Here is a 26831-nt window from a genome sequence, read left to right on the forward strand (position 1 = left end):
CGCGCAGCGGCATCGATGCGCAGATCATGGTGGGCATCGTGTCGACCCGCGTGGCGCTGGAGCGAATCGCGTCACCCGCGCACCGCGTTGTCACGCAGAGCACGCTTTGGCACGGACGAACTTCTGTTCGACGACTCTGCTGCCCCACTGCTCGCCCTCGGCCTCGCTTGCGAGCCGGAAGCCGAACGATTCATAAAGATGGCGCGCGGCGTCGAGCCCCTTGAACGTCCAGAGGCAAGTCTCGTGAAACTGCGCATCGACAAAGGCCATCGCCTGAGTCAACAAATGCCGCCCGACACCCGTGCCTCGCAGCGAATCGTCGACGATGAACCAGCGCAAGTGAGCCTTGCCCGTCTCGGGATCACCGTCGATGGCGAGCGACGCGAGCGTGCGCCCGTTCTCGACGTGGTGCCAGAGTTGCTTGCCGTCAGCGGGCAAATTGCCCGCAAACTCGGCAAGCTCCGTCGCCACCCGCTTCTCGAAGAATGCGCCGAAGCCCCAGTACTCGGCGTAAAAACGCCCATGCAGACTGGCGATGTCGCCGATACATCCCGGCCGATAGCCCTCGACGATCTGCCCGATCGGCGCAGGCGGCGCCGAACCCTTTGCCCGGTTATCCTGCGCCAGGGCATCGGCGTAAAGCGCGAGCGAGCGAACCAGGGCTTCCTGGTCAGCGGGCACGATACGCCGCAGCGCGCTCGAGACCTGATCCGTTGCATACCGATCGATCTTTCGCCGAAGCCTTTGCCCGGCCTCGGTGAGCTGAAGCTGCGAGGTTCGCGCGTCGCCGCTAGCCGTGGTACGGTGCACGAGGCCGGCAGCCTCGAGCTTGGCCACCTGACGGCTCGTATTCGATTTGTCAAGACGAAGCACGTTACCGAGGTCTTTGGCGCTGATTCCCGGCGCCGCGCCGATCTCGATGATCGCGTGCACCGCCGACGGTGCCAGGTCACTGTCGGCCAGGGTCGTACGCATGAAACCGAGTTCGCGAACCAGCCGACGCGAAAAGTCCCGCAGCGCCAGGATTTCCGCTTCTCGCGGTTGGCCAGGCAAGTCGATGATATCCATGGTGCAGCCTCCCGAAGCACATCGGTTGCGATACGCAACCAATATAGTTGCGATGCGCAACTTATGCAAGGCATGCTTTGAGACGGGCCTTGCCGACGCTCAGATGGGCAGTCGCTCGATCACGTCGCGCACTTGCGTGAGCACACCTTCGACCTGCGAAAAAGGCATCGAGCTCAGCCCGAGTCGCAGCGCGTGCGGTGCATGACGGGTGGTGGCATACGCTTGTGCCTTCGAGACGGCGATACCGCGCGCGGCAAGCGCGCTGGCCACCCGGTCCATTCGCAAGCCCTCGGGCAGCGGCAACCACAGAAACATCGATGCGGGATGCGCGACCAGGTCCATCCCGCGCAGCACCCGGCGCGCCACGGCCTGCCGGCGGCGCGCGTCTTCGCGCTGGCGCGCTTCCTGCCTCACCACCTCGCCGCTGACCAGCCAGCGCGTTGCCATCGCCGTGACCACACTCGACTGGCTCCAGAAACTCGCCCGCACCACCCGCTTGACGTCGGCCGCCTTGTCCTTTGGCGCCACGACGTAGCCGAATCGCAGCCCCGTCGCCACGCTCTTCGAGAGGCTGCCCACGTACCACGTTCGCTCAGGCGCCAGCGAGAAGATGGACGGCACCGCATCGTCGACGAGATATGCATAGGTCGCGTCCTCGATGATCGCGCATTCATGTCGTCGCGCAATCTCCACCAGCCGGCGCCGCTGCGCCGGATTCAGCACCCAGCCAAGCGGGTTGTGCATCGTCGGCATCGCATAGATGGCCCTGACCGCACCACGTCGACATTGCGACGCCAGCGCGTCGAAGTCGGGGCCGTCAGCGGCTGACGCGACGGGCGTGAGCGTCACGCCCGCCACGGCGGCAGCCATCTTGAAGCCGGGATAGGTCAGCGCGTCGACGGCCACTGCGTCGTTCGGCCGGAGCGTGCTGCGAATGGCAACGTCGAGTCCCTGTTGCGCGCCACCGACCAGGAATATCTGGCCGGCATCGGCGACCACGCCGCGCTGTTCTTGCAGATAGCGGGCGACGATCTCTCGCTCATGGAGGCGTCCGCCAGGGGGCTGCTGGTGCATCAGCGCGCTCAAATCTCCCGAGGTGGCAAGCTCTCGCAAGGTGGCGCGCAGCAGTTCGGCCTGCTCCGGCCACCAGGGGTGATTGAACGACAGGTCCACCGCGCTCGAGCTGAGCCGCGCTTCGTCGTCGCCATCCCATTCGCGCTGGGGCGGACGATCGCGCACGAAGGTGCCGCGGCCGACTTCGCCGACCACCAGCCCGAGGCCCTGCAGCTTGGCGTAGACCTTGGTCGCGGAGGCGATCGCGATACCGTACTGCGCGGCGAGCTTGCGGTGCGTGGGTAGTGCCGTGCCCGGCGGGAGCACGCCGATGCGAATGTCGTGCGCGAGCCGCTCGACGATCGCCGGTAGCCGTGATGACGACATGCCTGAGCCACGCGACGAGAGCGGCGCGGGTGAAGCAAGCGAAGCGGCGGAAAGACCCGAGGTATTGGCCACGATTGCACCTAGGACAATTTCTTGATTGTCCGATTCTAGGCGACGACACTGAGCGCAGCAAACGCCACCCGAGGTCTCTCATGTCCGACTCCGCCCCACCGCTCCCGGTACTGACCTACCTGCAACGCCAGTTGGCAGGCACGCTTCGCGACGGCGAGCGCACGCACATGCGTTATCCGACGCCCATCTCCGAACTCCTGCAATTCCAGATCGTGGAGGTCGGCGAAGCGAGCGCCGTCATCGCGTTGCAGGCGCGCGCGGAACGGCACGGGAACCAACAAGGCACGGTACATGGCGGACTGCTTTGCGAGCTGGCCGACGCGGCCATCGGCACGGCGCACTCGACATTGATGGCCGAAGGCGAGTCGTTCACCAGCATCGATCTGAAGGCGACGTTCCTGCGTCCTGTCTGGAACGCCCGGTTGCTCGCGCATGCCTATGCCACGCATCGGGGGAGGACCGTGTCGCACTACCAGTGCGATATCCGGCGAGAGGACGGCAAGGCGGTCGCGCGCATCGACAGTGCGGTCATGACCTTGCGAGGCGAGCACGCCAGGGGAAGATGATCGCGTGACGGGCGTGACGGGCGTGACAGGCGTGACAGGCGTGACGGGGGTGACGGGCTTGACGAGCGCGACAGGCATTCCACCACGGTGCGAATCGCCTGCGCTCAGATGCCGAAAAGGTCGTGGGCGTCCAGAATGGCGTACGCAATGCTCGGATGCGACTTCAGGCACCGGCGAACGGCGGCGGGAATCGCCGCCCGGGTCTTGCGGCACAGGCCGGGGTGATCTTCCAGATGGATGTCAAAACCGCTGACGGTCTTGACTTCGTTATCTCCCGGCGCGACGTGCAGCCGAACGCCCAGTTGCGCGTGAATGCGCTCGACGATGCGCTTGAGCTCGTCGTACGTCTCGATGGCCTCGATCCGCGCGATAAGTCGCTTCTCTTCGGCTTGCGTGAGCATCAGGATGCGACGGTCCCCTTGCGGGTCTTGCAGAAGGCCATCGCGCTCGCAGGTGCAGGCACCGGGCGGGCACTCCGTACGAATGAGGATCTGAATCTCCGCGGCCATGACAGGGACAGCGCTGGGGTAAAAGGAGCGTGGGCAAGGCGCCCATTATCCGACACATCGGGCGCGCCGAGCGCAACCCATGGGTGCAGTATCGCCTGTGCGACACCCGCCCATCCATTAGGGATTTCAACCCCGGTGAGGCACTTCGGTTCCGGGCGACGGCCGGGACGGCTCCGCGAGAGACGCTGCGACGTGGGGAAGCCGACTTGGCGTGATTCCCTGCACTTTGCGCAACAGAGGCTTTCGCTTTCCTGCGTTTATCGAAATGCCCCCCGTCCCTACACTGAAACCCATGCAGTGAGACGGGGGGAGACGCCCGCCAACACGACGAAACCGGCGCACGCGCGTGCGCCGGTTTGCGTTCCGAACCCCAACCGTCTCCGGAAGTCGCGTCGTCGACGCGCGCTCACCACATCCGACGGCCATGAAAAAGAAGATTGCGTTAGCGGCGTTTCTCGCAGTGCCCGGATCGTTCGCGATCCTGGCCCTTGCTTGCCTGCACCCTGCCCTGCGGCGCGCGCTCGCCCGCGCGGCGGGCCTCGAACCCGTGCTGGCGAATGTATCGCGCCAGGTCGTGCTGCTCGCGCTCGTGTACCACCTGAACCTGCACCACCGTCATCGCGAACGGGCGCTGCGCGCCTGCCAGACGCACACCGGCGACTGCGACGTCTTCGCACAGTAATGCCGCGCTCCGGGCCGTCATCGCGCCCGAATCGCGAAACCTTCCACATAGGCGCGCAAGTCCGAGGCGGCGGCCGCATCCCATAGCCGGCCGTCGCAAAGCCGCTCGCTTGACGGCATCGACACGACCGGCACGCCTTCGGCAAGTGCCGCCGCCTCGTACAGCGCCGTCTGACTGACGGCGGACGCCGTCTGCGCGGCGTGCGTCAGGGCCTCGTCTCCGACCATTCCCCAGCGCCGGTACTGCGCCACGAACCACATCCCGTCCGATGGGTGCGGGTAATTGACCGCCCCCTCGTCGAAGAAGCTCACGGGCAACAACGCATGACGCCCCGGCAAGCGCCCGAAGTCCCCGAGCAAACGCGCGGCGATCAGGTCACGCGGCGCGCCCACCCAGACCGGTTCGGCGAGCCAGCCCGCCGCTTCCGCACGGTGACCGGGCATGTCCAACCAGCGGCAGGCGCTGAGCAGCGTGCGCACCAGCGCCCGCGCCGTGCCGGGGTAGCGCGTAACGAAATCGCGCCGACACGCCAGCACCTTCTCCGGATGGTTCGGCCAGATATCGCTCGACACGGCGACGGTGCGTCCCAGGCCGCGCGCCTGCGCGACCGCGTGCCACGGTTCGCCGCAGCAAAAGCCGTCCAGGCCACCCTCTTCCATCGCCGCGACCATGTGGGCGGGTGGAATCACCAGGCGCGACACCTCGGCGAGCGGATCGATGCCTTGCGCCGCGAACCAGTAATTGAGGAACATCGCATGCGTGCCCGTCGGAAACGTCTGCGCGAAAACAGGCTTGCGCCCCAGCGAGGCAAGCGCCGCGCGCAAGTCGCCGGTGTCGGCCATCGCTTCGGCCAGCGGCGGCGTTACCGTCACGGCCTGCCCGTTGCGATTGAGCACCATCAGCACCGCCATGTCCTCGCGCAAGCCCCCGATACCCAGTTGCACGCCGTACACAAGACCGTAGAGGGAGTGCGCCGCATCCAGCTCACCGGTGATGAGCTTGTCGCGTACAGCCGCCCACGACGACTCGCGACTCAACTCCAGCGTCAGTCCGTGTTCATGTCCCAGTTCGAGACGCTTTGCCACGACCAGCGGCGCGGCGTCGGAGAGGGCGACGAAACCCACGCGCAAATGACGCTTCTCCGGCACACCGTCCGGTGCCTGCGCGGCGCTGGCCAACCATGATGACGTCGACATGCGTAGTGTCTACCCCAGTAATTCGGCGATCGAGACGAGCTGGCGCGCCACCTCGACGAGCTTCTCGCCCTGATCCATCGCCCGTTTGCGCAGAATGGCGTAAGCCTCCTGCTCGGAAATCCTGCGCCGGTCCATGAGCAGACGCTTGGCGCGGTCGATCAGCTTGCGGTCGGCCAGTTCGCTCTCGGCCTTGGCCAGCCGGGCGCGCAGCTTCTCCTCATGCGCGAAGCGCGCAAGCGCGACCTCGAGGATGGGCGCCAGGCGCTCGGCGGCCAGTCCTTCGACCGAATACGCCGTCACCCCGGCATCGACCGCCGCGCGAATGAGCGACTGATTGCCGTCGGCCGCGAACATCAACACCGGGCGCGGCGCTTCGGCATTCATCACGGCCAGTTGCTCCAGCGTGTCGCGAGACGGCGACTCGGTATCGATGATGACCACGTCCGGACGCTCGCTCTCGACCACGCGCGGCAACGCCTGCGGCTTGGCGACTTCGGCCAGCATCTCGCAGCCGAGCCGCGCGAGCGCCGCGCGCAATTCGCCGATCGGCTTGTCGGTATCGGTAACGAGCAACACACGCAGCATGGTCACGCCGCCACGGCCAGGTCGGCTGCCCGCGCCGCACGACGAGCGGCATGGTCCCGGTCTGTCCGGACGGTCGGGCCGGCGCGCTGCGCGTCATCGGCCGTCACGACCGCCTCGCTCACCGCGCCGCCCACGAGCAGAATGGCCGGACTGGCGAATCCCGAGGCGCGCACGTCGGCCGCGAGCCGCCCCAGCGACGTGACGAGCCGCCGCTCCTGCGGCGTGCCCGCCCATTGCACCGCGGCCGCGGGCGTCGTCGGCGCGAGGTGTTCCATCAACGTGGCGGTCAGCGCCTCGATCCGCGTCACGCCCATGTAGATCGCCAGCGTCGTGCCGGTGGCCGCCAACGCGGCCCAGTTCGGGGCACTGCCGTCCTGCCGGTGCGCGGTAACGAACGTCACGCCCGCGCAGTGATCGCGGTGCGTGAGCGACATGCCCAGCCCCGCCGCAGCGGCGAAGGCCGACGACACGCCGTTGACGATCTCCACCGGCACGCCCGCATGCCGCAATGCCGCCAATTCCTCGCCCGCACGTCCGAACATCAATGCGTCGCCGCCCTTGACGCGCACCACATGCGCGCCGCGACGAGCCATGCGGCACATGAGGCGTTCGATGAACGCTTGCGGTGTCGAGCGGCAACCGCCGCGCTTGCCCACCGCAATCACGCGCGCCCGCGGCGCGAGCGTGGCGATCTCCGGATTGGCCAGATCGTCGACGAGCAGCACATCGGCCTCCCCGAGCACGCGCGCGGCGCGCAGCGTGAGCAAATCCAGCGCGCCAGGTCCGGCGCTCACCAAGGTCACCTTGCCGAGCTTCATGATCGTTCTCCCTCAATCCTTCCATGGTCTGTCTTTCGCCCGACGTCACCGCAGGGGTCGCCGGCGTGACAACGGGCGTGAATCGCGCCACCGGACACGCGGGCCGGCTCATGCCGCGTTCGTCGACATCGACGTTGCCCGGCCGCGCGCGGCGCACATGCGCTGCAACTCCGGCACGCACGAGCCGCATACGGTGCCGCAGCCGAGTGTCGCCTTGAGCTGGGCCACGTCCGCACCTGCCACGATCGCGGCATCGATCCGCGACGCGCTCACCGCCTGACATTGGCACACGGTGCGATCCCTCGGTGCGGCCGGTCCGCTGTCCCCCACGAACACGGCATGACGCGCCCGGGGCCACGGCTCGCTGTCGCCAACCCTTGCGAGCAACGACGTCGATGCCGTCACGTCCGCTTCGGTGCCCGCGACCAGCACGCCATCGATCCACGTGTCGCGCCAGGCCACGCGCTTGGTCATCGCGCGACGCACGTCGCGGTATTCCAGCAACGACGCGTCGCGCGGCAACGCGAGCGCCGTGTGCAACTGTTCGAGCCAATCGGCGTCGGGCTGCTCGTCGGCGGCGACAACGACGATCCGGTCGTCGCCCTCAAGACGCACCGTAGCAAACCGTCGCGCGGCCAGCAACGGCTGCACCGCCGCGTGAAGTTCCAGCGCGTCGCCACGGCGCACCGCCGCCACGCGCCACGGCAGCGCCAGCGGATCGACGCGCACGGCGGCGTGCTTGAGTTCCGGCTGCTTCGAATAGTTGTCGACGCTGCCGAGCGTCGTGTCGTTCACGCCCCCGCCGCCGAGGAACTGGGCGCTCCAGTGCATCGGTACGAACACGGTACCCGAGCTCACGTCATCGCTCACGGCCAGTACCAGCACCCGCTCGCCGCGCCGACTCGCCAGCCGCACGTGATCGCCCGCGCGCAGGCCGCGACGCGCCGCGTCGGCAGGATGCATCGTGAGCGTGGGCTCCGGCGCATGCTCGAACAGCGCACCGGCGCGCCCGGTCCGGCTCATGCCGTGCCACTGATCGCGCAGGCGCCCGGTGATGAGCCGCAGCGGGTAGCGTGCATTGATCGGCTCGGCCACCGGCCGATAGTCGAACGCGTGAAACCGCGCCCGCCCGTCGGCGGTGGCAAACACGCCGTCCTCATAGCGCCGCGCGGCGCCGCGCTCGGCGCCTGCCGGAAACGGCCACTGCTGCGGCCCCTGCCGTTCGAGCCGTGCGTAGTCCAGCCCCCCGATGTCGAGATCACGCCCCACGGTGAGTGCGCGATGCTCGTCGAAGATTTCCTGCGTCGACGCGAACGTGAACGGTTCGGCACTCACGCCGAGTGCCGGCGCGAGGCGACGGGCGACTTCGCTGGCGATCCACCAGTCCGCCCGCGCCGAGCCGGGCGCCGGCACGGCGGCGCGAACGCGCGAGATGCGGCGCTCCGAATTCGTGACCGTGCCGGCCTTCTCGCCCCAGGTGCTGGCGGGCAACAGCACGTCGGCATAAGGCACGGTGTCGGTCTGATGAAAGGCGTCCTGCACCACGACGAACTCCGCCGCCGCGAGCGCGTCGCGCACGCGAGCGCTGTCGGGCATCGAATGCACGGGGTTCGTGCAGGCGATCCAGATCGCCTTGATGCGTCCGTCGCGCACCGCGTCGAACATCTCGACGGCCGGCAGTCCCGGTGTGTCCGACAATCCCTGCACGCCCCAAAGCCGCTCCAGCTCGGCGCGATGCGCGGCGTTGCCGATCTCGCGATGTGCGGCGAGCATCGTGGCCAGACCGCCGACTTCACGCCCGCCCATGGCGTTGGGCTGGCCGGTGAGCGAGAACGGCCCGGCGCCCGCGCGCCCGATCTGCCCTGTCGCCAGATGCAGATGAATGAGCGCGAGGTTCTTCTCGGTGCCGTGACTCGACTGATTTAGCCCCATGCAATAAAGCGAGAGCGCAGCCGGGCTCTCGCCGAACCAGTCCGCCGCCTGCCGCAGCGCGGCTTCCTCGATGCCGCAGATGTCGGCCGCCAGTTGCGGCGGATAGGCGCGCAGCACCTGCTTGAGCGCCTCGAATCCCTCGGTATGCGCGTCGACGAACGCGCGATCCACGCGTCCCTCCCAGATGAGGTGATGCAGCATGCCGTGAAACAGCGCCACGTCGGTGCCCGGCACGATGGGCAGGTGCAGATCGGCCATCGACGCGGTGTCGGTGCGGCGCGGGTCCACCACGATCCAGCGAATCGACGGGTCGGCCGCCTTGGCCGCCTCCAGGCGGCGAAACAGCACCGGATGCGCATACGCCATGTTGCTGCCCGCGAAAAGCACGGTCCGCGCAGCTTCCAGATCGTCGTAGCACGTTGGCGGGCCGTCGGCGCCGAACGCCATCTTGTAGGCACTCACCGCGCTCGACATGCACAGGCGCGAGTTCGTATCGATGTTGTTGGTACGCACCAGCCCCTTGGCCAGTTTGTTGAAGACGTAGTAATCCTCGGTGAGCAACTGGCCCGAGACATAGAACGCCACGGCGTGCGGACCGTGACGACGAATGACGTCGGCGAAGCGCGACGCCACGGTCGCCAGCGCGTCGTCCCACGAGGTGGGCGCGCGAGCGGCGTCGCGCGTCGCGCGCAACTCCGGCGTGAGCACGCGCCCGGCGAGCGAACTGGCGGTGAGCGGCAAGGTCATGCCCTTACTGCACAGCCGTCCGTGATTGGCCGGATGCGAGGGGTCGCCCCGCACCCCGACGATGCGCGCACCATCGCTCTCGACGAGCATGCCGCAACCGACGCCGCAATAGCAGCAGGTGGTTTGCGTGAGGGTTGTCATGAGGACTCCGGAATTCGTGCGACGAGCGCGCAGACGGCGCGAACAGGGACAGCGGCTTCAGACGACGGCGGCAAGCGCCGTTGCTTCGGCGGCCCCGCCGGCCTGCGCGTCGAGCGACACATACACTTCGCCCGCCTCGACGCGCACGGCAAAGCGCTGTGCGCAGCCCACGTCGGGGGCGCAGGCTTCTCCGGTGGTCAGATCGATGTTCCAGGCATGCAACGGGCACGTCACCTTCTCGCCGTGCACGATGCCCTGGGAGAGCGCCCCGCCCTTGTGCGGACAACGGTCGCGCAGTGCGAACACCTTGTCGCTCTCGGTGCGAAACAGGGCGATATCGCCGCTCTCGTGCGAGAGCACCCGCGTACCGAGGCGCGGAATCGCGCCCATGTCGCACACATGCAGCCAGATCGTTCGGGATTGCGTCATGGAAGTCTCCTCAGACCGTCGCCGGTTCGGTTTCCGATCGCGCGCCCTGCGCCGCGAGCGGTCGATATTCGTTAGCCTGCGCACCGTCGATGCGGGCCTTCCAAGGATCGGGCAGACCGTCGAGCGCGAACAGCAAGCGCTCGTAGAGTGCACGGCGGTTGGCCGCATCGTTCACCACGCGTTGCTTCACGTAGTCGAGTCCAACGCGCGCGAGGTAGTGCACGGTGCGGTCGAGGTAATACGCCTCCTCGCGGTAGAGCTGGAGGAACGCTCCGGTGTACTCCTTGACCTCCTCGGCCGTCTTCACCTTGACGAGGAATTGCGCGACTTCGGTCTTGATACCGCCGTTGCCGCCCACGTAGAGTTCCCATCCCGAATCGACGGCAATCACGCCCACATCCTTGATGCCCGCCTCGGCGCAGTTGCGCGGACAGCCCGATACCGCCAGCTTCACCTTGTGGGGCGACCACATGTTCGCGAGCATCGTCTCCAGATCGATCCCCATCTGCGTGCTGTTCTGCGTGCCGAAGCGGCAGAACTCGCTGCCCACGCACGTCTTCACCGTGCGGATCGACTTGCCGTAGGCGTGCCCCGACGGCATGCCAAGATCGCGCCAGACATTGACGAGGTCTTCCTTCTTCACGCCGAGCAGATCGATGCGCTGGCCGCCGGTGACCTTGACCATCGGAATCCGGTACTTGTCCGCCACGTCGGCAATGCGACGCAGCTCGCCGGGGTTCGTCACGCCACCCTTCATCTGCGGCACGACCGAGAAGGTGTTGTCCTTCTGGATATTGGCGTGCACGCGCTCGTTCACGAAACGGCTTTGCGGATCGTCGACGGCCTCCTTCGGCCACGTACTCAGCATGTAATAGTTCAGTGCCGGGCGGCATGTGGCGCACCCGTTCGGCGTGCGCCATTCGAGAAAATCGAAGGCGGCGCGATGCGTGGTGAGCCGGTGCTCGCGCACGGCGCGGCGCACGTCGGCATGCGAGAGGTCCGTGCAGCCGCACACGGCCTTCTCCTTGGGCGCCGCATCGTAGGTCGACCCCAGCGTGCTCATCAGGATCTGCTCGCACAGCCCGGCGCAAGAGCCGCACGAACTGGCCGCCTTGGTGTGCTTCTTCACTTCGTCGAGCGTGAAGAGCCCCTTCTCGGTGATGGCCTTGACGATGGTGCCCTTGCACACGCCATTGCAGCCGCAGACCTCGTCGGTGTCCGCCATGGCCGACGCGCGATTCTGTCCCTGCGTACCGACGTCGCCCACGCTCGATTCGCCGAACATGATGCGCTCGCGCAACTCGCCCAGCGCGCGGCCTTCGCGCAGCAGCTTGAAGTACCAGGCGCCGTCGGCGGTGTCGCCATACAGGCATGCCCCCACCAGCTTGTCGTCGCGGATCACGAGCTTTTTGTACACGCCGCTCGCCGGGTCCGAGAGCACGATCTCCTCCGTGCCTTCGCCGCCCAGGAAGTCGCCCGCCGAGAACAGATCGATGCCGGTGACCTTGAGCTTGGTCGACATCACCGAGCCGCGATAGCTGCCGATGCCCATGAGCGCGAGGTGATTCGCGCACACCTTGGCCTGTTCGAACAACGGCGCGACGAGACCATACGCCACGCCTCGGTGGCTCACGCATTCGCCCACGGCGTAGATGCGCGGATCGTAGGTTTGCAGCGTGTCGGACACGACAATGCCGCGCGAGCAGTAAAGCCCTGCCGCTTCGGCCAGCGAGGTATTCGGTCGGATGCCGGCGGCCATCACCACGAGATCGGCCGGGATTTCGTCGCCGTTCGCGAATTGCACGGCACGCACGCGGCCGTTGTCGTCACCGAGAATGGCCGATGTCTGGTGCGAGAGCCGGAACGCGAGGCCCCGGGCTTCGAGCGATTGCTGCAACAGCTTGCCCGCCGTGGTGTCGAGCTGGCGCTCGAGCAGTGTGTCGGCCAGATGCACGACCGTCACGTCCATGCCGCGCAACTTCAGGCCGTTGGCCGCCTCGAGGCCGAGCAGGCCGCCGCCGATCACGACCGCATGGCGCTTCACGCGCGCGGTCTCGATCATGGTCTCCGTGTCGCGAATATCGCGATAGCTGATCACGCCCGCCAGATCCTTGCCCGGCACCGGCAGGATGAACGGGCTGGAGCCGGTCGCGATCAGCAGTCGGTCGTAAGGGGCTTCGGTGCCGTCCGCGCAGCGCACCACGCGCCGCGGGCGGTCGATCTGCGTGACCTCCTTGCCCAGATGCAGCGTAATGCCCTTTTGCGCATACCAGTCGAGCGGATTAAGCACGATGTCGGCAAACGACTGCTCGCCCGCAAGCACGGGCGAGAGCAGGATGCGGTTGTAATTCGGATGGGGCTCGGCGCCGAACACCGTGATGTCGTACTGGTTCGGTGCGATCTCGAGCAGTTCCTCGAGCGTACGAATGCCGGCCATGCCGTTGCCGATGACGACCAGACGAGGTTTGCGCATGCTGTCTTCTCCTGTTGCTGCGCTTGCAGCGCCCGAAAAACAAAACGGCGTCCGACCGTGCCGCAGCACGGAGGGACGCCGTTGTCCTGTGGGTGCGTCGCAAGCTGACCCGCCTGACGTCGCACCGGAATTCGTTGCCTGCGACGCCTTTGCCGCTGGCCTAGACGCTAACGCAACAAGCGTGCCAGGCGATGACCGATCCCACGTAGCGCGTTGCAGGACAAGGCAGAACAGGAGAATTGTCTATGGGAAATACCCGAAAGGCGTGCGAAATCTGCTGCACCGCAGCAGTGCAACGCGCTGCGGAGCCCGGCGTACGCGCACCACGATGAGGCAGGCGCGCGCCGCCGTTCGGCACAGGGGCGGGGGGGCCGATCAGTCGTCCTGCATCAGGGCGCGACCGATGATCAACTGCTGAATCTGCGTCGTGCCTTCGTAAAGACGCAGCAAACGTACGTCGCGATAGAAGCGCTCGACCTTGTACTCGTTGATGTAGCCCGCGCCGCCGTGGACCTGCACGCCCCGGTCGGCCACGCGCCCCACCATTTCCGTGCAGAAGAGCTTGGCGCACGACGCCCGCGTGCTGACGTCGGCGTCGCGCATGCCTGCGGGTTTGGCGTCGTATCGCAGGGCACAGTCCTGCACCATCGACCAACCGGCATACAACTCGGCCTGGCTGTCGGCGAGCATTGCCTGCACCAACTGGAAATCGCCGATGCGCTGGCCGAACTGCTTGCGCTCGCGCGCATACGCGACCGATTCGTCAAGAATGCGCTGCGCCATGCCGCAGGCGAGCGCCGCCACGTGCAGACGGCCCCGGTCGAGCACCTTCATGGCCGTCTTGAATCCCTTGCCCGCCTCGCCCCCGATGATGTTCGTCGCGGGCACGCGCGCGCCCTGCAGCACCACATCGCAGGTCTTCGTGCCGCGCTGTCCCATCTTCTTGTCGGGCCTGCCCAGCGAGAGCCCTGGCGTGTCGGCCGGCACGATGAACGCCGAGATGCCGCCCGCGCCCTCGCCGCCGGTGCGGGCCATGAGCGTGAACGCTCCGGCGCGGGGCGCATTGGTGATGAAGCGCTTCACGCCATCGATCACATAGGTGTCGCCATCGAGCACGGCGCGCGTCTTGAGCGCGGCCGGATCGGAACCGGCATCCGGCTCGGTCAACGCGAATGACATGATCAGCTCGCCGCTGGCCACGCGAGGCAGCAGCTCATGCTTTTGCGCATCGGTGCCGTCCATCAGAATGCCCTGCGAACCGATGCCCACGTTGGTGCCGAAGACCGAGCGAAACGCCAGCGACGTCTGCCCGAATTCGTAGGCCACGCGCACCTCCTGCGCCATCGACAGGCCAATGCCACCGAATTCCTCCGGGATCGACAGGCCGAAAAGGCCCATCGCCTTCATTTCGTCGACGATCGCGGCGGGCACTTCGTCGCGCTCCTCCACATCGTTCTCGGCCGGCACCAGCCGCTCCCGAATGAAACGTTGCACGGCGGCGAGCAGCAGCTCGAACGATTCGCTATCCAGTCCTTTCGATGTCATCGACCTTCGATCCTTGAAGAATGCAGCGCCTGCGCCCGCGCGCGTCCTCACGCGTCCTCACGCGTCCTCACGCGCCCGTGTGCAGCATCTCGCGCAATTTGAATTTCTGTATCTTACCCGTGGGCGTCGTCGGCAGCGTGTCGCGCACTTCGATCCGTTCGGGCCAGTATTGTCGCGCGACCTTGTGCGACGCCAGGAAATCGGTGATCGCCGGCAAGTCGATCGACTGCCCCGGGCGCGGCACCACCACTGCGCACGCGCGCTCGCCGAGGCGCTCGTCCGGATAGGCGACGATGGCCACCGTCGCCACCGCCGGGTGCCGGTAGAGCAGCGCCTCGATCTCGACGACCGGAATGTTCTCGCCGCCCCGGATGATCACGTCCTTGCTGCGCCCCGCGATGCGCACGTAGCCGGTGGGATCGAGCCATGCCATGTCACCGGTGTCGAACCAGCCCTCGGCGTCGGTGCCGTTCCACTGCGGGCGTTTCAGATACCCGCCGAAGTTCGAACACGAACGCACCAGCAAACGTCCGGTCTCGCCCTGCGGCAACTCCCGCCCCTGTGCATCGACCACACGCAGTTCCACGCCCGGCAGCGGGCAGCCGTCCGTGGTCGACGCCCGCGTGTCGTCATCCTCCAGGCGCGTGAGCGTGACCGCCCCGTTTTCCGTCATGCCCCATGCCGACACGATCTTCGCACCGAGCACCTTGCGCGCCTGCTCGACCACCGGGCCGGGAATCGGCGCGCCCGCGCAGAGAAACGCCCGCAGCGTCGGCACCGTGTCGCCACTGGCCGCGACCGCCTTCGTCAGGTCGGCAAGAAACGGCGTCGACGCCATCGTGAACGTCACGCCATACGTGCGGATCAGGCGGACCGCGGTGGCGGGGTCCCACACGTCGAGCATGACGGCGCTGGCCCCGAGCAGGATCGGCATCATCAGGCCGTACATGAAGCCGGTCTGGTGCGCGAGCGGCGAGCCCATCAGCACGACGTCATCGCGGCCGAGCCGCATGCGCTCTGCATAGGCCCCGATGTTCGAGAACGTCGTGTTCGCGCTGTGCATCACCCCCTTGGGCTCGCCCGTGGTGCCCGACGTGTACATCAGTTGCATCACGTCGTCGGGCCGCGCGCGCGAAGCTTGCATCCGGTCGCGCTCGTCGTCGGTGGCCGCGGGCTCGCCAGCCATGAGCACGGCATCGAAGCCATCGGGCGAGGCGGCGTCCCCGACCACGATCACGTGTGCCAGCGCCGGCAGGTCGGCCTGCAGCGCACGCGCCACGGCGGCATGATCGAAGCCTCGGAACATATGCGGCACGATGAACACCTTCGCTTCGCCGTGACGCAGCATGAACGAAAGCTCGCGCTCGCGAAAGATATGCATGAGCGGGTTGAGTACGGCGCCGATGCGGGCACAGGCGAGGTAGGTCACCGCGAACGGCCAGCCGTTGGGCAACTGGCAGGCAACGACGTCGCCGCGCCGCACGCCCCGTCGCCACAGGCCGAGCGCCAGACGCTCGGCTGCGTCGGCAAGCGCGGCATAGGTCAGTTGCGTCGTTTCGCCGTTGGCCGTCGAGACAGCCGTGAGCGCCACTTTGTCCGGCGAGGCCGCGAGCGCCGTCTCGAGCGCATCGTTGATCGTCCGCTCGGGCCACCAGCCGCGCGCCAAGCTCTGCTCTCGCCTCGGCGGAAGCAACACCGCATCGAATTCCATCGCATCGTCTCCTGTGCTGTCGCAACGCTCACGTTGTTATGGTCTTGCGCCTGCCTGTCCTGCATCTGCTGTCGTACCGCGCCGTCGCTGCAACGACTGGCGACGACTGGCAACGAGCGGCAACCGGCCGCTCGCGCCCTCAGACGGGCACCGCCTGCCGGCCCGCGCGTGTCCGGGCGATGATCGTCTTCATGATCTGCGCGGTACCGTCGCCGATCTGAAAGCCGAGCACGTCGCGCAACCGTTGCTCCATCATCCCCCGGTCGTAGCCGCCGTGTCCGAACATGAGCAGGCACTGATGGATCGTGTCGTAGGCGAGCTTCGGCCCCCACCACTTGCACATCGCGGCCTCGGCGCTGTGTGGCAGGCCACGATCCTTGAGCCACAACGTCTGCAGGCACAGCAGACGCGCCGCCTCGACCTGCGTATCGAAGTCCGCCAGCGGATGCGACACCCCCTGGAAGGCCGAGAGCGGTTTGCCGAACGCTTCACGCTGCGCGACGTACTCCCATGTCTCCTCGAGCGCGGCCCGCGCGACGGCCAGCACCTGCAGGCCAATGAGCGCACGCGAGAAGTCGAAGCCCTGCATCACCTGCACGAAGCCCTCGCCGGGCGCGCCGAGCACATGGTCGGCGGGCACTTTCACGTTCTCGAAGAACAGCGCGCCGCGCCCGATGGCGCGCTGTCCGTGGCAATCGAACCGCTGGCGCGTCACGCCCGGCAAATCGAGCGGCACGAGAAACGCGGAAATACCGCGAGCACCCGATGCCACATCGCCCGTGCGCGCGAAGACCACGGCGGCATCGGCCTGATCGGCCGCGGAGATGGACGTCTTCTCGCCGTTGAGCACATAGTGGGTGCCGTCGAACTCGGCGCGCATGCGCAGGTTGGCGGCGTCCGAGCCGCCGCGCGGCTCCGTGAGGGCGATGGCAAGCAGCGTCTGTCCGCGGGTGAGCTTGTGAAGCCAGGGCGCCACGATCTCCGGTTGTCCGTGCTCGGCGAGAATCTGGCCATTGAGCGACGCCAGGAGATTGATGTACGACAGACTGAGGTCGGCACGGGCGACGGCTTCGTGAATCACCCCCGCGGCGAGCCGCCCCATGCCCTGCCCGCCGTACGCTTCTGGCAGTTCCGGTGCGATCAGGCCAAGCTCGCCCATCTCGCGCATGATGGCGCGGTCGAGCACACGGGTGCGGTCGCGTTCGAGAAAACCGGGCGCGATGCGCGCCTGCGCGAAACGCTGCGTGTGCTCGGCCAGCGCGACGAGATCGTCGTCGAGATACGGATTGTGCATCGCGTCTGCCTCGCTCACTTAGCGAATTTGCGGAAGTCGGGTTTGCGCTTTTCCTGGAACGCGCGCACGCCTTCGCGCGACTCTTCCGTCTCGTAATAGAGTTTGAGGGCGTACATGCCCATGCCCGCAATGCCGGCCTGCTGCGCGGTGTCCATGTTGAACGAGCGCTTTGCGATCGCGATGGCCGTCGGGCTGCGCTCGAGAATCTCGTCGCACCACTTCTGCACCTCGGCGTCGAGCCGATCGTGGGGCACGACAGTGTTCACCAGGCCCATCGCCAGCGCCTCGCCGGCCGGATAGCGGCGGCACAGATACCAGATCTCGCGCGCCTTCTTCTCGCCGACCACACGGGCGAGAAATGCCGTGCCGAAACCAGGGTCGACCGACCCGACCTTGGGGCCGACCTGACCGAATACCGCCCGCTCCGACGCGATCGTGAAATCACATAGCGTGCAGATCACATTGCCGCCCCCGATGGCATAGCCTTGCACGCGCGCGATGACCGGCTTCGGCACATCGCGAATCGCGTTGTGCAACTCCTCCATCGGCAGGCCGATGGTGCCGCGTCCGTCGTACTGACCTTCGTGCGCCGATTGATCGCCGCCGGTGCAAAACGCCTTGTCACCCGCCCCTGCCAGCACGATGCTCGCGATCTCGCGGTCGTAACCCGCCCGGTTGATCGCGTGAATCAGTTCGTCGCAGGTGCGCCCGCGAAAAGCGTTCATCTTCTCGGGACGGTTGATCGTGATCCAGGCCGCGCCGTTGCGCACTTCATACAGAATATCTTCGTACTGCATCGTCTCGCTCCTTGCCGCCATGCGCCTTCGCGCGTGGCGATCCTGATGTCGATGGCATGTCGCCGGGCAATCGTCGTGTGATCGTCCAGCGATCGCCGGTAAGTCGTTCGAATGTCGGTCGAGCGTCGGTCCAATACCCCGGGCAGGGGCGCGTCAGCCGTTCATCGTCAGGCCGCCGGACACACTGAGCACCTGGCCCGTGACGAACGCGGCGTCGTCGCTCGCGAAGAACGCGATCGCCCCCGGAAGATCCTCCGGCTGGCCGATGCGCCCGAGCGGAATCGCCCGCGTGAACGCTTCGACCAACTTCTCAGGATTGCCCGCGCCTTCCTTGTAGTCGGCGAAGAGGGCCGTATCGGTCGGCCCCGGACAGACGACGTTGACGGTGATCCCGTGACGGGCATGCTCGCGGGCGAGCGTCTTCGAGAACGCCACCAGCCCCCCCTTGCATGCCGCATACACGGCTTCGCCCGACGATCCGGCGCGCGCGGCGTCAGAGGCGATGTTCACGATCCGGCCACCGCGGCGCTCCACCATCTGCGGCAGCACCGCATGGTGCATGTGCAGGGCGCCCACGAGATTGATGGCGATCAGGCGCTCCCACTCCGGCGGCGTCGTCTTGGTGAACGGCTTGAAGATGTCCCACCCGGCGTTGTTGACGAGCACGTCGACGGGACCCAATGCGGACGACGCGGCGGCGACGGCCGCATCCACCTGTTCGCGCAACGTGATGTCGCAGGCAAATGCCCGCGCGCGTCCGCCGGCTGCCACGATGTCGCCCGCGACCCGTTCGGCGGCGGCGCGATCGCGGTCGAACACCGCCACGGCCGCCCCCTCGCGCCCGAGTCGCCGGCACGTTGCCCCGCCGATCCCGCCCCCGCCGCCCGTCACGATGACGGTCTTGCCTTCGAACCGCTGCATGTCTCGCCTCCAGAGTGCTGGCGGGGCGCGGTATCCTTGGTCATCTCGCAGATCCCGGCCCGCCGATCAAATTACGTCAATATATTGACGTATACTAGTCACGACGTCGGTGATGCGCAAGCGTGAGAAAGCGGAGACAATGATATGGAATACCCTAATAAGAATCTGGAAATCACACGAATGGAATTGGCTAACCGGTTGTTCTTCCGGTTATATCAATGCGCCAATATGTTGCATAAAACCGGTACCCGTGCCGTTGAAAGCCTGGGGCTGACGACGCAGCAATGGGCGGTGCTCGGCGCACTGTCGCGTCCAGAGGTCCCCGATGGCATGAGCGTGGGGGAGCTTGCGCGGTACCTGATGGTGAGCCGTCAGAATCTGTCCGGCCTGATCAGCCGCATGGAGCGCGACGGACATGTCGTGAGCACCCCGGACGGACGAGACCGCCGCTCGCGGCGCGTGACCATGACCGAGCGGGGGCACAAGGTATGGCACCGCGAAGCCGTGCCGCGCATTCACGGCTACTACGGCCAGGCGCTCGACGAGTTCTCGACCGGCGACATGACGCACACACTTCACTACCTCCTCAAACTGCTCGAGAACATGAAGCGCATCGACGAGGCGGCGGGTCCCACGGGCTCGGCGGATGCCTCGGCGACGCCCGACGAAGAAGACGAAGACGCAGATGAACGCTAGCGAGGCAGCGTCCGATTTCGGGACGTGACGCGCCGACCCTCAAAAATAAAACCGGCGCGCACGGGCCGGAATCATGCCTCGCCCCCAACGCACACGTGGTTTCTCAATTCCTGCAAACCCAGGCCCCGCCTCGCTTTCCAACGACTCCGCCGTCTGGCGCAATGCGCCATTAACTAGCATCCTAATTATTAGTTAACATATAATCTTTCGCCATGACCTCCCTAGAATCGCTCCGTTTTGTCTTCACCAGCCATCTGCTGCTGGCAGGCAAGCAGTGGCGCCAGTTGTCGCAGGGCGCGATCGTCGAATACGGGATTTCCGCGGCGAGCGCGGGCCCGTTGCTGTTCATCCGCCGGCTCGGCCAGGGGGTGCGTCAGGTCGAGCTCGCCGAATACGTCGGTCTCGAAGGCGCATCGTTGGTGCGGCTGCTCGACCAACTGTGCGCGGCCGGGTTGGTGCTGCGCGAAGTCGACGTCAGCGACCGCCGCGCCAATGCGCTGCGACTGACGCAGGCCGGCGAGGCGCTCGCCGAAAAGCTCGAAATCGAACTCAGCCAGTTGCGCGCGAAGGTGTTTGCGAACATTCCGCGCGAGGATTTCGAGGCGGTGTTGCGCGTGTTCGAAGCTCTCTCCAGCGCGGCGGGACCCCACGGGTCGATCCTCGCCATGGAGCCCCCAAAGAAGTAAACCGTGCTCAATTGGCCCTCTTCACGCGACTGGATTTTCTCGATCAAGGCGTTCGGCGCCTCGATGCTGGCGCTTTACATCGCGCTTGCGCTGGGACTGCCGCGCCCCTATTGGGCGATGGCCACGGTCTATATCGTCTCGCACCCGCTCACGGGCGCCACGCGCTCCAAGGCGCTGTATCGCGTGCTCGGCACGCTGCTCGGCGCTGCCGCGGCCATTGTTTTCGTTCCCTCGCTTGTCAACACGCCTGAGCTGCTAATGGCAGCCGTCGGCCTGTGGACCGGCACGCTGCTTTACATTTCGCTGCTCCACCGCTCGCCGCGCAGCTACGTGTTCCTGCTCGCGTCGTACACGCTGCCGCTGATCGCCCTGCCCGCCGTGAGCACCCCGAGCGGTATCTTCGACATCGCCGTGGCGCGCGCCGAAGAGATCATTCTCGGCATCATCTGCGCGAGCGTGGTCGGCGCGGTCGTGCTGCCCACGAGCGTGGCCAAGGTATTGCACGATCGCTCCGCGCGCTGGCTGACCGACGCCGCCCGCTGGACCACGGACATGCTTTCGGGCGACCCCGACGGCAAGGCCACCCGCCACATGAGTCGCCACCGCATGGCGGCCGACATTCTGGCGCTCGACCAGTTGATCGGCCAGCTCTCGTACGACGCCGACACGTCCGAGCGCGTTCGCGACGCACAGGAGCTGCGTGGACGCATGACGATGATGATGCCGGTGCTCTCGACCGTGGCGTCGCTCGTGCATGCACTGCGGCAGCATCCGCAAGGCGCGCCGCAAGCGCTCGAAGCCAAGATGGCCGACGTCGTGGCGTGGTTGCGCCTGGGCGCGCCGTCGCCGGCGCCTGCGCACCTGCTCAGCCCGGCGAGGTCCGCGGGCGAGGCGTCGGACTGGTACGGCGCGCTGGTCTCGGCCACTGAGGACCGTCTGCGCTCGCTCGTTCAGCTCTGGCAGGATTGCGCCACGCTGCAACGCCGCTTCGGCCAACGCGATACCGCCGAAGCCACGGGCGCCGCCGCTCCGTGGACGCCCGCCTTCCAGCACTGGGAACTCGGCGGCGCGCGGCATTACGACCACGGCCTGTTGCTGTTCTCGACGATTTCCGCCGCGCTGTGCACCTTTCTCATGGGCATGGCGTGGATCTACACGGGCTGGAACGACGGCGCCGCCGCCGTTTCGCTCGGTGCGGTGGCCTGCTGCTTCTTCGCCGCGATGGACGAGCCCGCACCGTTCATCCGCTCGTTCTTCTGGGCGACGGCCGTGTGCGTGGTGTTCGCCGCGGTGTACGTGTTCTTCATCCTGACGAACGCCCACGACTTCGGCCTGCTGGTCGCGCTGTTCGCGCCGCCGTTCCTCCTGCTGGGAACGCTGATTCCGCAACCGCGCTTTACCATGGTGGCGATGCTCGTGGCGGTGAACACCGCGACCTTCGTGGGCATCCAGGGCGGGTACAGCGCCGACTTCCAGGGGTTCCTCAACGGCAACGTCGCCGGTCTGGCGGGCGTGTTGTTCGCGTTGCTCTGGACATTGCAGACTCGGCCGTTCGGCACACGCGTGGCCATGCGACGGCTGATTCACTCGAGCTGGCGCGACATCGCGAAAAACGCGGTGGGCCGCTCCGTCGCGGAGCACGGTCGCCTGCGCGCCCGTCTGCTCGATCGTCTCGGACAACTCGTGCCGCGCCTGGCCGCGAGCGAGAGCGAAACGTCGAGCGACGGCTTTACCGAAGTGCGCGTCGAACTCTCGGCGCTCGCGCTGCAGCGCGAGCTGCCGCACCTCAATCCATCGCAGCGCGACGCCGTACAGGCCGTGCTCACCGACGTGGCGCGCTTTTATCAGGCGCGGCTCGACGACAACGTGAGCGAGCCCGACACCACGCTGCGAGACCAATTGCTGGGCGCGGTGCGCTCGTTGGTGGCCCACAGCGACCAGGCCTCGCGCAGCGCGCGCGCCTCGCTCATGGACATCCACGTCGCATTGTTCCCGGCGCCACGCCCAGGGAGTGCTCAATGAGCGGAGAGATCGATATCTATGGCGTGTTCGTGCCGACGCTGCTGGCCCTGATGGTCGTGGCGTTCGTGCTGACCGGCGCGCTTCGCTTCGTACTGGCGCGCCTCGGCTTCTACAAGCTGGTCTGGCACCGTTCGTTATTCAACCTTGCTGTGTACATCATCGCGCTGGGCGGCATTGTGGCCATCGCGCGCGCCTTCCATCCATGAACCTGAAACTTCGCTCTCTCGGTCCCATCGTTCTGACGCTCGCAGTTTCCTGCGTTGCGATCTTCGTGCTGCTGCACCTGTGGGACTACTACACGGTCGCCCCCTGGACCCGCGACGGCCGCATCCGCGCCGACATCGTGCAGGTGGCGCCCGACGTCTCCGGCCTGATCACGGATGTCGAAGTCAAGGACAACCAGCCTGTCCATCGCGGCGACCTGCTGTTCGTGATCGACCGTGACCGCTATACGCTGGCCTTGCAACAGGCCGAAGCGAATGCGGCCGCCAAACGCGCCACGCTTGCCCAGGCGCGCCGCGAAAACGCACGCAACCACCAGTTGACGGAAGTCGTGGCCAGGGAGGTCGTGGAGGCCGGTCAGGCCAAGGTCGAATCGGGTGAAGCCGCCGTGGCACAGGCCGAAGCCGCGGTGCGGCTCGCGAAGCTCAATCTCGAGCGTACGCGTGTGGTCGCGCCAGCCGACGGCTATCTGAACGACCGGCTGCCGCGCGTGGGCGATTACGTCACGACCGGCCGCCCCGTGCTGTCGATGGTCGACGCCAACTCGCTGCACGTCGAAGGCTATTTCGAAGAAACCAAGATGCGCGGCATTCACATCGGCGATCGCGTGGAAATTCGCCTCATGGGCGAGCGCAAGGTGCTGCACGGTCACGTGCAGAGCATCGTCGCCGGCATCGAAGACCGCGACCGCACGAGCGGTGCGTCGATGCTCCCCAACATCAACCCGACCTTCAACTGGGTACGCCTCGCGCAGCGCATCCCGGTGCGCATTGCCCTCGACGACGTCCCGGGCGACATGCGCCTCGTGGCCGGGCGCACGGCGACCGTGACCGTCGTGGAAGGAGGCACCGGCACCGCGAAGACCGAGGGCAAGGCGGCGCGCAACGACGGCACCGCCACCACGCTGGCTGGCGCCCGCACGGGGGCCCGTCAATGAGTGCGCGGATATTGCTGACGAGCGCGGTGGCTGCGGCCGCGGCACTGGTGGCGGGTTGCACGACCGTCGGCCCCGACTACCACCTGCCGGAGACCTCGGCGATGCGTTCGCCCGAAGCGAACGGCCCGCTCGTCGACGGCACGCAACGCGCCGTCTCGATCGGCGCCGTACCCGACGACTGGTGGCGTCTCTACGACGACCCGCGGCTCGATGCCCTCGTCAAGGAAGCGCTCGCGGCAAACACCAAGGTACGGGTGGCCGTCGCCAACGTGCGGCGCGCCGTGGCCATGTATCACGAAGTGGAATCGGAAAATCTGCCGCAGGGCGGCGTGGAAGCCAACGCGGCCCGCGCGCAGCTCTCGGGCGAGAGCTTCCTGCAGGAAGAAAAGTTGCCGGTCATCAATCTGGCGGCGGCGGCCTTGTCCGTCTCGTATCAGATCGACTTTTTCGGCAAGCTCGCGCGCGCCGACGAGGCCGCCCTCGCGGCAGCCGAAGCCAGCCAGGCCGCGCTGGACGTCGCCCGCGTGAGCGTGGCCGCGGAGACCGTGCGCGCTTACGTGCAGGGATGCGCCGCCAACCACGAATACGACATCGCCCGCGAGCAGTTGGCACTGCAGGAAAAAAGCGTGGCGATCACGCGCAAGCTCGTCGACGCCGGTCGGGAACAGCCGACGGATCTGCTGCGCGCCCAGGCGCAGGCCGACATGCTGCGTGCCACGCTGCCACGCTTCCAGGCACAGCACGATGCGGCGACTTACCGCCTCGCGGTGATGCTAGGCAAAGTGCCCGGTACGCTCGGCACCAATGCCACGCAATGCCGACGCATCCCGCAACTGAGCCAGCCGCTGCCGGTCGGCGACGGTACCGCACTGCTCAAGCGCCGTCCGGATGTACGTCAGGCCGAGCGAGAACTGGCATCGGCCACGGCCAGGATAGGCGTCGCTACCGCGGATCTGTATCCGTCGATCAGGATCGGCGCCTCGGTCGGCGCGAGCGGCATGCTGGAGCACTTCGGTCAGGCGCGCACGGAACAATGGTCCATCGGCCCGATGATCACGTGGTCGCTGCCGACCAACGGCGTGCGATCGCATATCGAGGGCATGGAAGCCGGCGCGGACGCCGCGCTCGCGCACTTCGACGGGGTCGTCCTCAAGGCATTGCAGGAGACGCAAACCTCGCTCTCGGCCTACGCCCGGGAGCTGCAACGCGACGACGCGTTGCGCGACGCCCGCGACAAGTCGCGCGCCGCAGCCGACCAGAATCGCAAGCTCTATCAGGCCGGCCGCGCGCCATACCTGACCAGCCTCGACGCCGAGCGCACGCACGCCAGCGCGCAAGCCGCCCTGGCGGCATCGGAAACCCAGTTGGCGATGGATCAGGTGAACCTGTTCCTCGCGCTCGGCGGCGGATGGCAGTCGAGCGCCAATGCCGGCGCACAGCCTGCAAAGACCGCGGCGAAGGAGTAGTCCAGAAATGCACAAGCCCCGTCGGGAACGAGTTCTCGGGCGGGGCTGTGGTCAGTGACGCGGTACAGCGTCGAAAACTGGAATCGCGCGGCTCGGGCGGGATTCAACGGTGAATCGGGTGGGCCGGCGGCGAATCCAGGGACTGCGGGAACGGCAAAAAAAAGCAACAGCGACTGCGGGACTGCGGGAACGACCAACACTTCACGAGCATTCGGGACTGGCCCGATCACCGCGAAAGCGATTCCGCGTGCCGTTCAGTCGGCAACGGGTGCCTGCGATGCGCCCTGATTCTGCGCCTCGATCTTGGCCGTCAGTTTTTGCAACTGCACGGATTGCTCGTAGGTGTACGGGAAATTGAATTCGGTGACCGGCGAGAGGCCCAACTCACGTGCCGCTTGCAGTTCGGCGCGCACATGTTCGCGCGTCACGCCGCTCGTTTGCGTCGGCTCGGCAGCGAAAGTCGAGCCGGCAGCCATCGTCAGGCCAACCAGCGCGACGGCAGTCAACAGGTTCTTTTTCATGGAAAACTCCTTTTATCGTCAGTACGTCGCTCATGGACACGAAAACCGCCAACCAACCAGTTTTCGCCATGAGTAAATTATAGTTTTCCCTAGGTAATGAACCAGCCCTAAAGCGGCAATACACTGTTTCGGAAAAGTCGTGAAATCCACCGGGTCGGGATGCGAAATGTCCCGAAAATGGCGCATCGCCGTCTGGAAATCGGTCTTCCGGACGACGCGAAAGCGCGACGATCCCTCGAAGACCGAGCGAATCGGGTACCTGAAAAACCACGGAATGTTTTGCGCCGTCACCGGAAATCTTCAAACGGCACGCGCGAGAGATTCGAGGCGAATCCAAATGAATCGGAATCCCGTGAGCCTGAGTTAAATGACGCTCACGGGAATAGGGCAATCGCGAAGAAATCAGAGAAAAATCCGCGACGAATCTGGAATCGAATCAGAGGTGAATCGGGATCAAATCAGGGCGAAATCAAACCGCTGCTGATCGCCGCGGCAATCGCCTGATGCCGATTGACGGCCCCGAGTTTGCGCTTGGCGTTATTGATGTGAAACGTGACCGTATGCTCCGAGATCTTCAGGATCAGGCCAATCTCCCATGCCGTCTTGCCGCGTGCGGCCCACAACAGGCTTTCGATCTCGCGCGGACTGAGCTTGCCGGTGCTGCGACTGGCCACCCACTGCATGTCCAATTGCTGGATCGCCTGATGGAAGTACACCGCGCTCAAATAGATCTCGCCGACCATGCGCGCCTCGTGCTCCGCCGACTCCTCGGGCGACCGGGCTGTCGCCGCGCTGAAGATCGCACGCTCGCCGGCGGCCCCGTAGATCGGGATGGAAACGCCGCAACTCAGGCCATGCGCACGTGCGTCCGCGAAAATGGGATGCGGTCGTTTCTGCTGCAAAAACGAGCGCCAAAGAATCGGCAGCGGCGACAGGTTCGCCGCGACGAGAATCGGATCGACTTCCGCGTATCCCGCGCTTTGATAGCGCTCGATCCACGAGGCCGGAAACGTCGTGAAGATATGGCGGCTCGGCATTCCCTGCGCGGTAATACGTTGGTCTTCGATCTGAAAGGCCGCCGCCTCCCTTTCGCGCCTCGGTAATAAAGGCGCATAGAACAACGCGTCATAACCCAGCGCATGCGTCAGCTTCTGGAACTCGGCGTCCAGCGCCTCGACCGAGCGTGCTCCGAGCAGCCCCTCATATCGATGAATATTGTGATGCATTGCGAATTGCACGTTCTCAATAATTGCCGGCGAATTGCCAATATCCGCGCATTGTAGTCCCAGCTTCGGTTTTTGCGGGCAGTAATTTTGCCCAATAAAACAACAATCACATTTCTCGTGGACTGCGAA

The 26831-nt window shown here is 66.3% G+C and carries 24 protein-coding genes; 8 read left to right on the forward strand and 16 right to left on the reverse strand.

What is annotated here, in order from left to right:
- Positions 1-90: 90 nt before the first annotated feature.
- Complete coding sequence (locus PMO31116_RS21225; protein ID WP_150568431.1) at positions 91-1068, reverse strand: bifunctional helix-turn-helix transcriptional regulator/GNAT family N-acetyltransferase; 978 nt, start codon at positions 1066-1068, stop codon at positions 91-93.
- Between the two features lie 99 nt (positions 1069-1167).
- Complete coding sequence (locus PMO31116_RS21230) at positions 1168-2508, reverse strand: aminotransferase-like domain-containing protein (protein WP_150568474.1); 1341 nt, start codon at positions 2506-2508, stop codon at positions 1168-1170.
- A gap of 152 nt (positions 2509-2660) precedes the next feature.
- Here PMO31116_RS21230 and PMO31116_RS21235 point away from each other — a divergent pair, with 152 nt between their 5' ends.
- Entirely contained in the window at positions 2661-3146 is a 486-nt protein-coding gene (locus PMO31116_RS21235) for a PaaI family thioesterase (protein ID WP_023594814.1), read from the forward strand.
- 104 nt (positions 3147-3250) lie between these two features.
- Here PMO31116_RS21235 and PMO31116_RS21240 read toward each other — a convergent pair whose 3' ends face one another.
- Positions 3251-3655 carry a hypothetical protein gene (locus PMO31116_RS21240; protein ID WP_150568432.1) on the reverse strand — a complete coding sequence of 135 codons (405 nt, stop codon included), beginning with the start codon at positions 3653-3655 and terminating at the stop codon, positions 3251-3253.
- A gap of 424 nt (positions 3656-4079) precedes the next feature.
- On the opposite strand from PMO31116_RS21240, the gene PMO31116_RS21245 reads away from it, so the two are divergent.
- On the forward strand, positions 4080-4337 hold the full coding sequence (locus tag PMO31116_RS21245; protein ID WP_150568433.1) for a hypothetical protein: 258 nt from the start codon (positions 4080-4082) through the stop codon (positions 4335-4337).
- A gap of 17 nt (positions 4338-4354) precedes the next feature.
- On the opposite strand, the gene PMO31116_RS21250 is transcribed toward PMO31116_RS21245, so the two are convergent.
- The 11 genes from PMO31116_RS21250 to badH form a co-directional block, all read right to left on the reverse strand.
- Positions 4355-5533 (reverse strand): CmpA/NrtA family ABC transporter substrate-binding protein, encoded by a 1179-nt coding sequence (locus tag PMO31116_RS21250; RefSeq protein WP_150568434.1) that lies wholly within the window; start codon positions 5531-5533, stop codon positions 4355-4357.
- A gap of 9 nt (positions 5534-5542) precedes the next feature.
- Entirely contained in the window at positions 5543-6118 is a 576-nt protein-coding gene (locus PMO31116_RS21255; RefSeq protein WP_023594810.1) for an ANTAR domain-containing response regulator, read from the reverse strand.
- 2 nt (positions 6119-6120) lie between these two features.
- Positions 6121-6936, reverse strand: a complete 816-nt coding sequence (cobA, locus tag PMO31116_RS21260; RefSeq protein WP_150568435.1) for a uroporphyrinogen-III C-methyltransferase — start codon at positions 6934-6936, stop codon at positions 6121-6123.
- A gap of 108 nt (positions 6937-7044) precedes the next feature.
- Complete coding sequence (locus tag PMO31116_RS21265) at positions 7045-9756, reverse strand: nitrate reductase (RefSeq protein ID WP_150568436.1); 2712 nt, start codon at positions 9754-9756, stop codon at positions 7045-7047.
- Positions 9757-9813: 57 nt separating this feature from the next.
- Positions 9814-10185, reverse strand: coding sequence for a nitrite reductase small subunit NirD (gene nirD, locus PMO31116_RS21270; protein ID WP_150568437.1), 372 nt, complete (start codon positions 10183-10185; stop codon positions 9814-9816).
- A 10-nt stretch (positions 10186-10195) separates the two neighbouring features.
- Complete coding sequence (gene nirB / locus PMO31116_RS21275) at positions 10196-12658, reverse strand: nitrite reductase large subunit NirB (protein WP_150568438.1); 2463 nt, start codon at positions 12656-12658, stop codon at positions 10196-10198.
- A 375-nt stretch (positions 12659-13033) separates the two neighbouring features.
- Complete coding sequence (locus tag PMO31116_RS21280; RefSeq protein ID WP_150568439.1) at positions 13034-14203, reverse strand: acyl-CoA dehydrogenase family protein; 1170 nt, start codon at positions 14201-14203, stop codon at positions 13034-13036.
- A gap of 67 nt (positions 14204-14270) precedes the next feature.
- A complete protein-coding gene (gene aliA / locus PMO31116_RS21285; RefSeq protein ID WP_150568440.1) occupies positions 14271-15914 on the reverse strand; it encodes a cyclohexanecarboxylate-CoA ligase in 1644 nt (547 codons plus the stop codon).
- 139 nt (positions 15915-16053) lie between these two features.
- On the reverse strand, positions 16054-17208 hold the full coding sequence (aliB, locus tag PMO31116_RS21290; RefSeq protein WP_150568475.1) for a cyclohexanecarboxyl-CoA dehydrogenase: 1155 nt from the start codon (positions 17206-17208) through the stop codon (positions 16054-16056).
- 14 nt (positions 17209-17222) lie between these two features.
- Positions 17223-18005, reverse strand: coding sequence for a 2-ketocyclohexanecarboxyl-CoA hydrolase (gene badI / locus PMO31116_RS21295; protein WP_150568441.1), 783 nt, complete (start codon positions 18003-18005; stop codon positions 17223-17225).
- Between the two features lie 153 nt (positions 18006-18158).
- Complete coding sequence (badH, locus tag PMO31116_RS21300) at positions 18159-18926, reverse strand: 2-hydroxycyclohexanecarboxyl-CoA dehydrogenase (protein ID WP_150568442.1); 768 nt, start codon at positions 18924-18926, stop codon at positions 18159-18161.
- A gap of 144 nt (positions 18927-19070) precedes the next feature.
- On the opposite strand from badH, the gene PMO31116_RS21305 reads away from it, so the two are divergent.
- The 6 genes from PMO31116_RS21305 to PMO31116_RS21330 all read left to right on the forward strand — a co-directional run bounded on the left by PMO31116_RS21305 (position 19071) and on the right by PMO31116_RS21330 (position 24955).
- Positions 19071-19622, forward strand: coding sequence for a MarR family winged helix-turn-helix transcriptional regulator (locus PMO31116_RS21305; RefSeq protein ID WP_150568443.1), 552 nt, complete (start codon positions 19071-19073; stop codon positions 19620-19622).
- Between the two features lie 212 nt (positions 19623-19834).
- Positions 19835-20308 carry a MarR family winged helix-turn-helix transcriptional regulator gene (locus PMO31116_RS21310; RefSeq protein ID WP_150568444.1) on the forward strand — a complete coding sequence of 158 codons (474 nt, stop codon included), beginning with the start codon at positions 19835-19837 and terminating at the stop codon, positions 20306-20308.
- A gap of 3 nt (positions 20309-20311) precedes the next feature.
- Positions 20312-22330: an FUSC family protein gene (locus tag PMO31116_RS21315; RefSeq protein WP_150568445.1), complete on the forward strand. Its 2019-nt coding sequence runs from the start codon at positions 20312-20314 to the stop codon at positions 22328-22330.
- Complete coding sequence (locus PMO31116_RS21320) at positions 22327-22536, forward strand: DUF1656 domain-containing protein (RefSeq protein WP_150568446.1); 210 nt, start codon at positions 22327-22329, stop codon at positions 22534-22536. Before PMO31116_RS21315 ends, PMO31116_RS21320 begins: the two co-directional genes overlap by 4 nt.
- Positions 22533-23489: an efflux RND transporter periplasmic adaptor subunit gene (locus PMO31116_RS21325; protein WP_150568447.1), complete on the forward strand. Its 957-nt coding sequence runs from the start codon at positions 22533-22535 to the stop codon at positions 23487-23489. Before PMO31116_RS21320 ends, PMO31116_RS21325 begins: the two co-directional genes overlap by 4 nt.
- On the forward strand, positions 23486-24955 hold the full coding sequence (locus PMO31116_RS21330; RefSeq protein ID WP_150568448.1) for an efflux transporter outer membrane subunit: 1470 nt from the start codon (positions 23486-23488) through the stop codon (positions 24953-24955). Before PMO31116_RS21325 ends, PMO31116_RS21330 begins: the two co-directional genes overlap by 4 nt.
- A 254-nt stretch (positions 24956-25209) precedes the next feature.
- Here PMO31116_RS21330 and PMO31116_RS21335 read toward each other — a convergent pair whose 3' ends face one another.
- Together PMO31116_RS21335 and PMO31116_RS21340 are read right to left on the reverse strand one after the other, a co-directional pair.
- A complete protein-coding gene (locus PMO31116_RS21335; RefSeq protein ID WP_150568449.1) occupies positions 25210-25476 on the reverse strand; it encodes a DUF4148 domain-containing protein in 267 nt (88 codons plus the stop codon).
- 458 nt (positions 25477-25934) lie between these two features.
- On the reverse strand, positions 25935-26702 hold the full coding sequence (locus PMO31116_RS21340) for a LuxR family transcriptional regulator (RefSeq protein WP_150568450.1): 768 nt from the start codon (positions 26700-26702) through the stop codon (positions 25935-25937).
- Positions 26703-26831 lie beyond the last annotated feature (129 nt).

This window comes from Pandoraea morbifera (assembly GCF_902459575.1).
Lineage (GTDB): Bacteria > Pseudomonadota > Gammaproteobacteria > Burkholderiales > Burkholderiaceae > Pandoraea > Pandoraea morbifera.

Excerpts from the sequence above, each read along its gene's own strand:
- cobA (WP_150568435.1), bottom strand. The coding sequence starts at position 6,936 with ATGAAGCTCGGCAAGGTGACCTTGGTGAGCGCCGGACCTGGCGCGCTG.
- aliA (WP_150568440.1), bottom strand. The coding sequence starts at position 15,914 with ATGGAATTCGATGCGGTGTTGCTTCCGCCGAGGCGAGAGCAGAGCTTG.
- PMO31116_RS21305 (WP_150568443.1), top strand. The coding sequence starts at position 19,071 with ATGGAATACCCTAATAAGAATCTGGAAATCACACGAATGGAATTGGCT.
- PMO31116_RS21280 (WP_150568439.1), bottom strand. The coding sequence starts at position 14,203 with ATGACATCGAAAGGACTGGATAGCGAATCGTTCGAGCTGCTGCTCGCC.
- PMO31116_RS21240 (WP_150568432.1), bottom strand. The coding sequence starts at position 3,655 with ATGGCCGCGGAGATTCAGATCCTCATTCGTACGGAGTGCCCGCCCGGT.
- PMO31116_RS21330 (WP_150568448.1), top strand. The coding sequence starts at position 23,486 with ATGAGTGCGCGGATATTGCTGACGAGCGCGGTGGCTGCGGCCGCGGCA.
- PMO31116_RS21340 (WP_150568450.1), bottom strand. The coding sequence starts at position 26,702 with ATGCATCACAATATTCATCGATATGAGGGGCTGCTCGGAGCACGCTCG.
- PMO31116_RS21265 (WP_150568436.1), bottom strand. The coding sequence starts at position 9,756 with ATGACAACCCTCACGCAAACCACCTGCTGCTATTGCGGCGTCGGTTGC.
- nirD (WP_150568437.1), bottom strand. The coding sequence starts at position 10,185 with ATGACGCAATCCCGAACGATCTGGCTGCATGTGTGCGACATGGGCGCG.
- PMO31116_RS21235 (WP_023594814.1), top strand. The coding sequence starts at position 2,661 with ATGTCCGACTCCGCCCCACCGCTCCCGGTACTGACCTACCTGCAACGC.
- PMO31116_RS21325 (WP_150568447.1), top strand. The coding sequence starts at position 22,533 with ATGAACCTGAAACTTCGCTCTCTCGGTCCCATCGTTCTGACGCTCGCA.
- PMO31116_RS21310 (WP_150568444.1), top strand. The coding sequence starts at position 19,835 with ATGACCTCCCTAGAATCGCTCCGTTTTGTCTTCACCAGCCATCTGCTG.
- aliB (WP_150568475.1), bottom strand. The coding sequence starts at position 17,208 with ATGCACAATCCGTATCTCGACGACGATCTCGTCGCGCTGGCCGAGCAC.
- PMO31116_RS21255 (WP_023594810.1), bottom strand. The coding sequence starts at position 6,118 with ATGCTGCGTGTGTTGCTCGTTACCGATACCGACAAGCCGATCGGCGAA.
- badI (WP_150568441.1), bottom strand. The coding sequence starts at position 18,005 with ATGCAGTACGAAGATATTCTGTATGAAGTGCGCAACGGCGCGGCCTGG.
- PMO31116_RS21230 (WP_150568474.1), bottom strand. The coding sequence starts at position 2,508 with ATGTCGTCATCACGGCTACCGGCGATCGTCGAGCGGCTCGCGCACGAC.
- nirB (WP_150568438.1), bottom strand. The coding sequence starts at position 12,658 with ATGCGCAAACCTCGTCTGGTCGTCATCGGCAACGGCATGGCCGGCATT.
- PMO31116_RS21250 (WP_150568434.1), bottom strand. The coding sequence starts at position 5,533 with ATGTCGACGTCATCATGGTTGGCCAGCGCCGCGCAGGCACCGGACGGT.
- PMO31116_RS21245 (WP_150568433.1), top strand. The coding sequence starts at position 4,080 with ATGAAAAAGAAGATTGCGTTAGCGGCGTTTCTCGCAGTGCCCGGATCG.
- badH (WP_150568442.1), bottom strand. The coding sequence starts at position 18,926 with ATGCAGCGGTTCGAAGGCAAGACCGTCATCGTGACGGGCGGCGGGGGC.
- PMO31116_RS21335 (WP_150568449.1), bottom strand. The coding sequence starts at position 25,476 with ATGAAAAAGAACCTGTTGACTGCCGTCGCGCTGGTTGGCCTGACGATG.
- PMO31116_RS21320 (WP_150568446.1), top strand. The coding sequence starts at position 22,327 with ATGAGCGGAGAGATCGATATCTATGGCGTGTTCGTGCCGACGCTGCTG.
- PMO31116_RS21225 (WP_150568431.1), bottom strand. The coding sequence starts at position 1,068 with ATGGATATCATCGACTTGCCTGGCCAACCGCGAGAAGCGGAAATCCTG.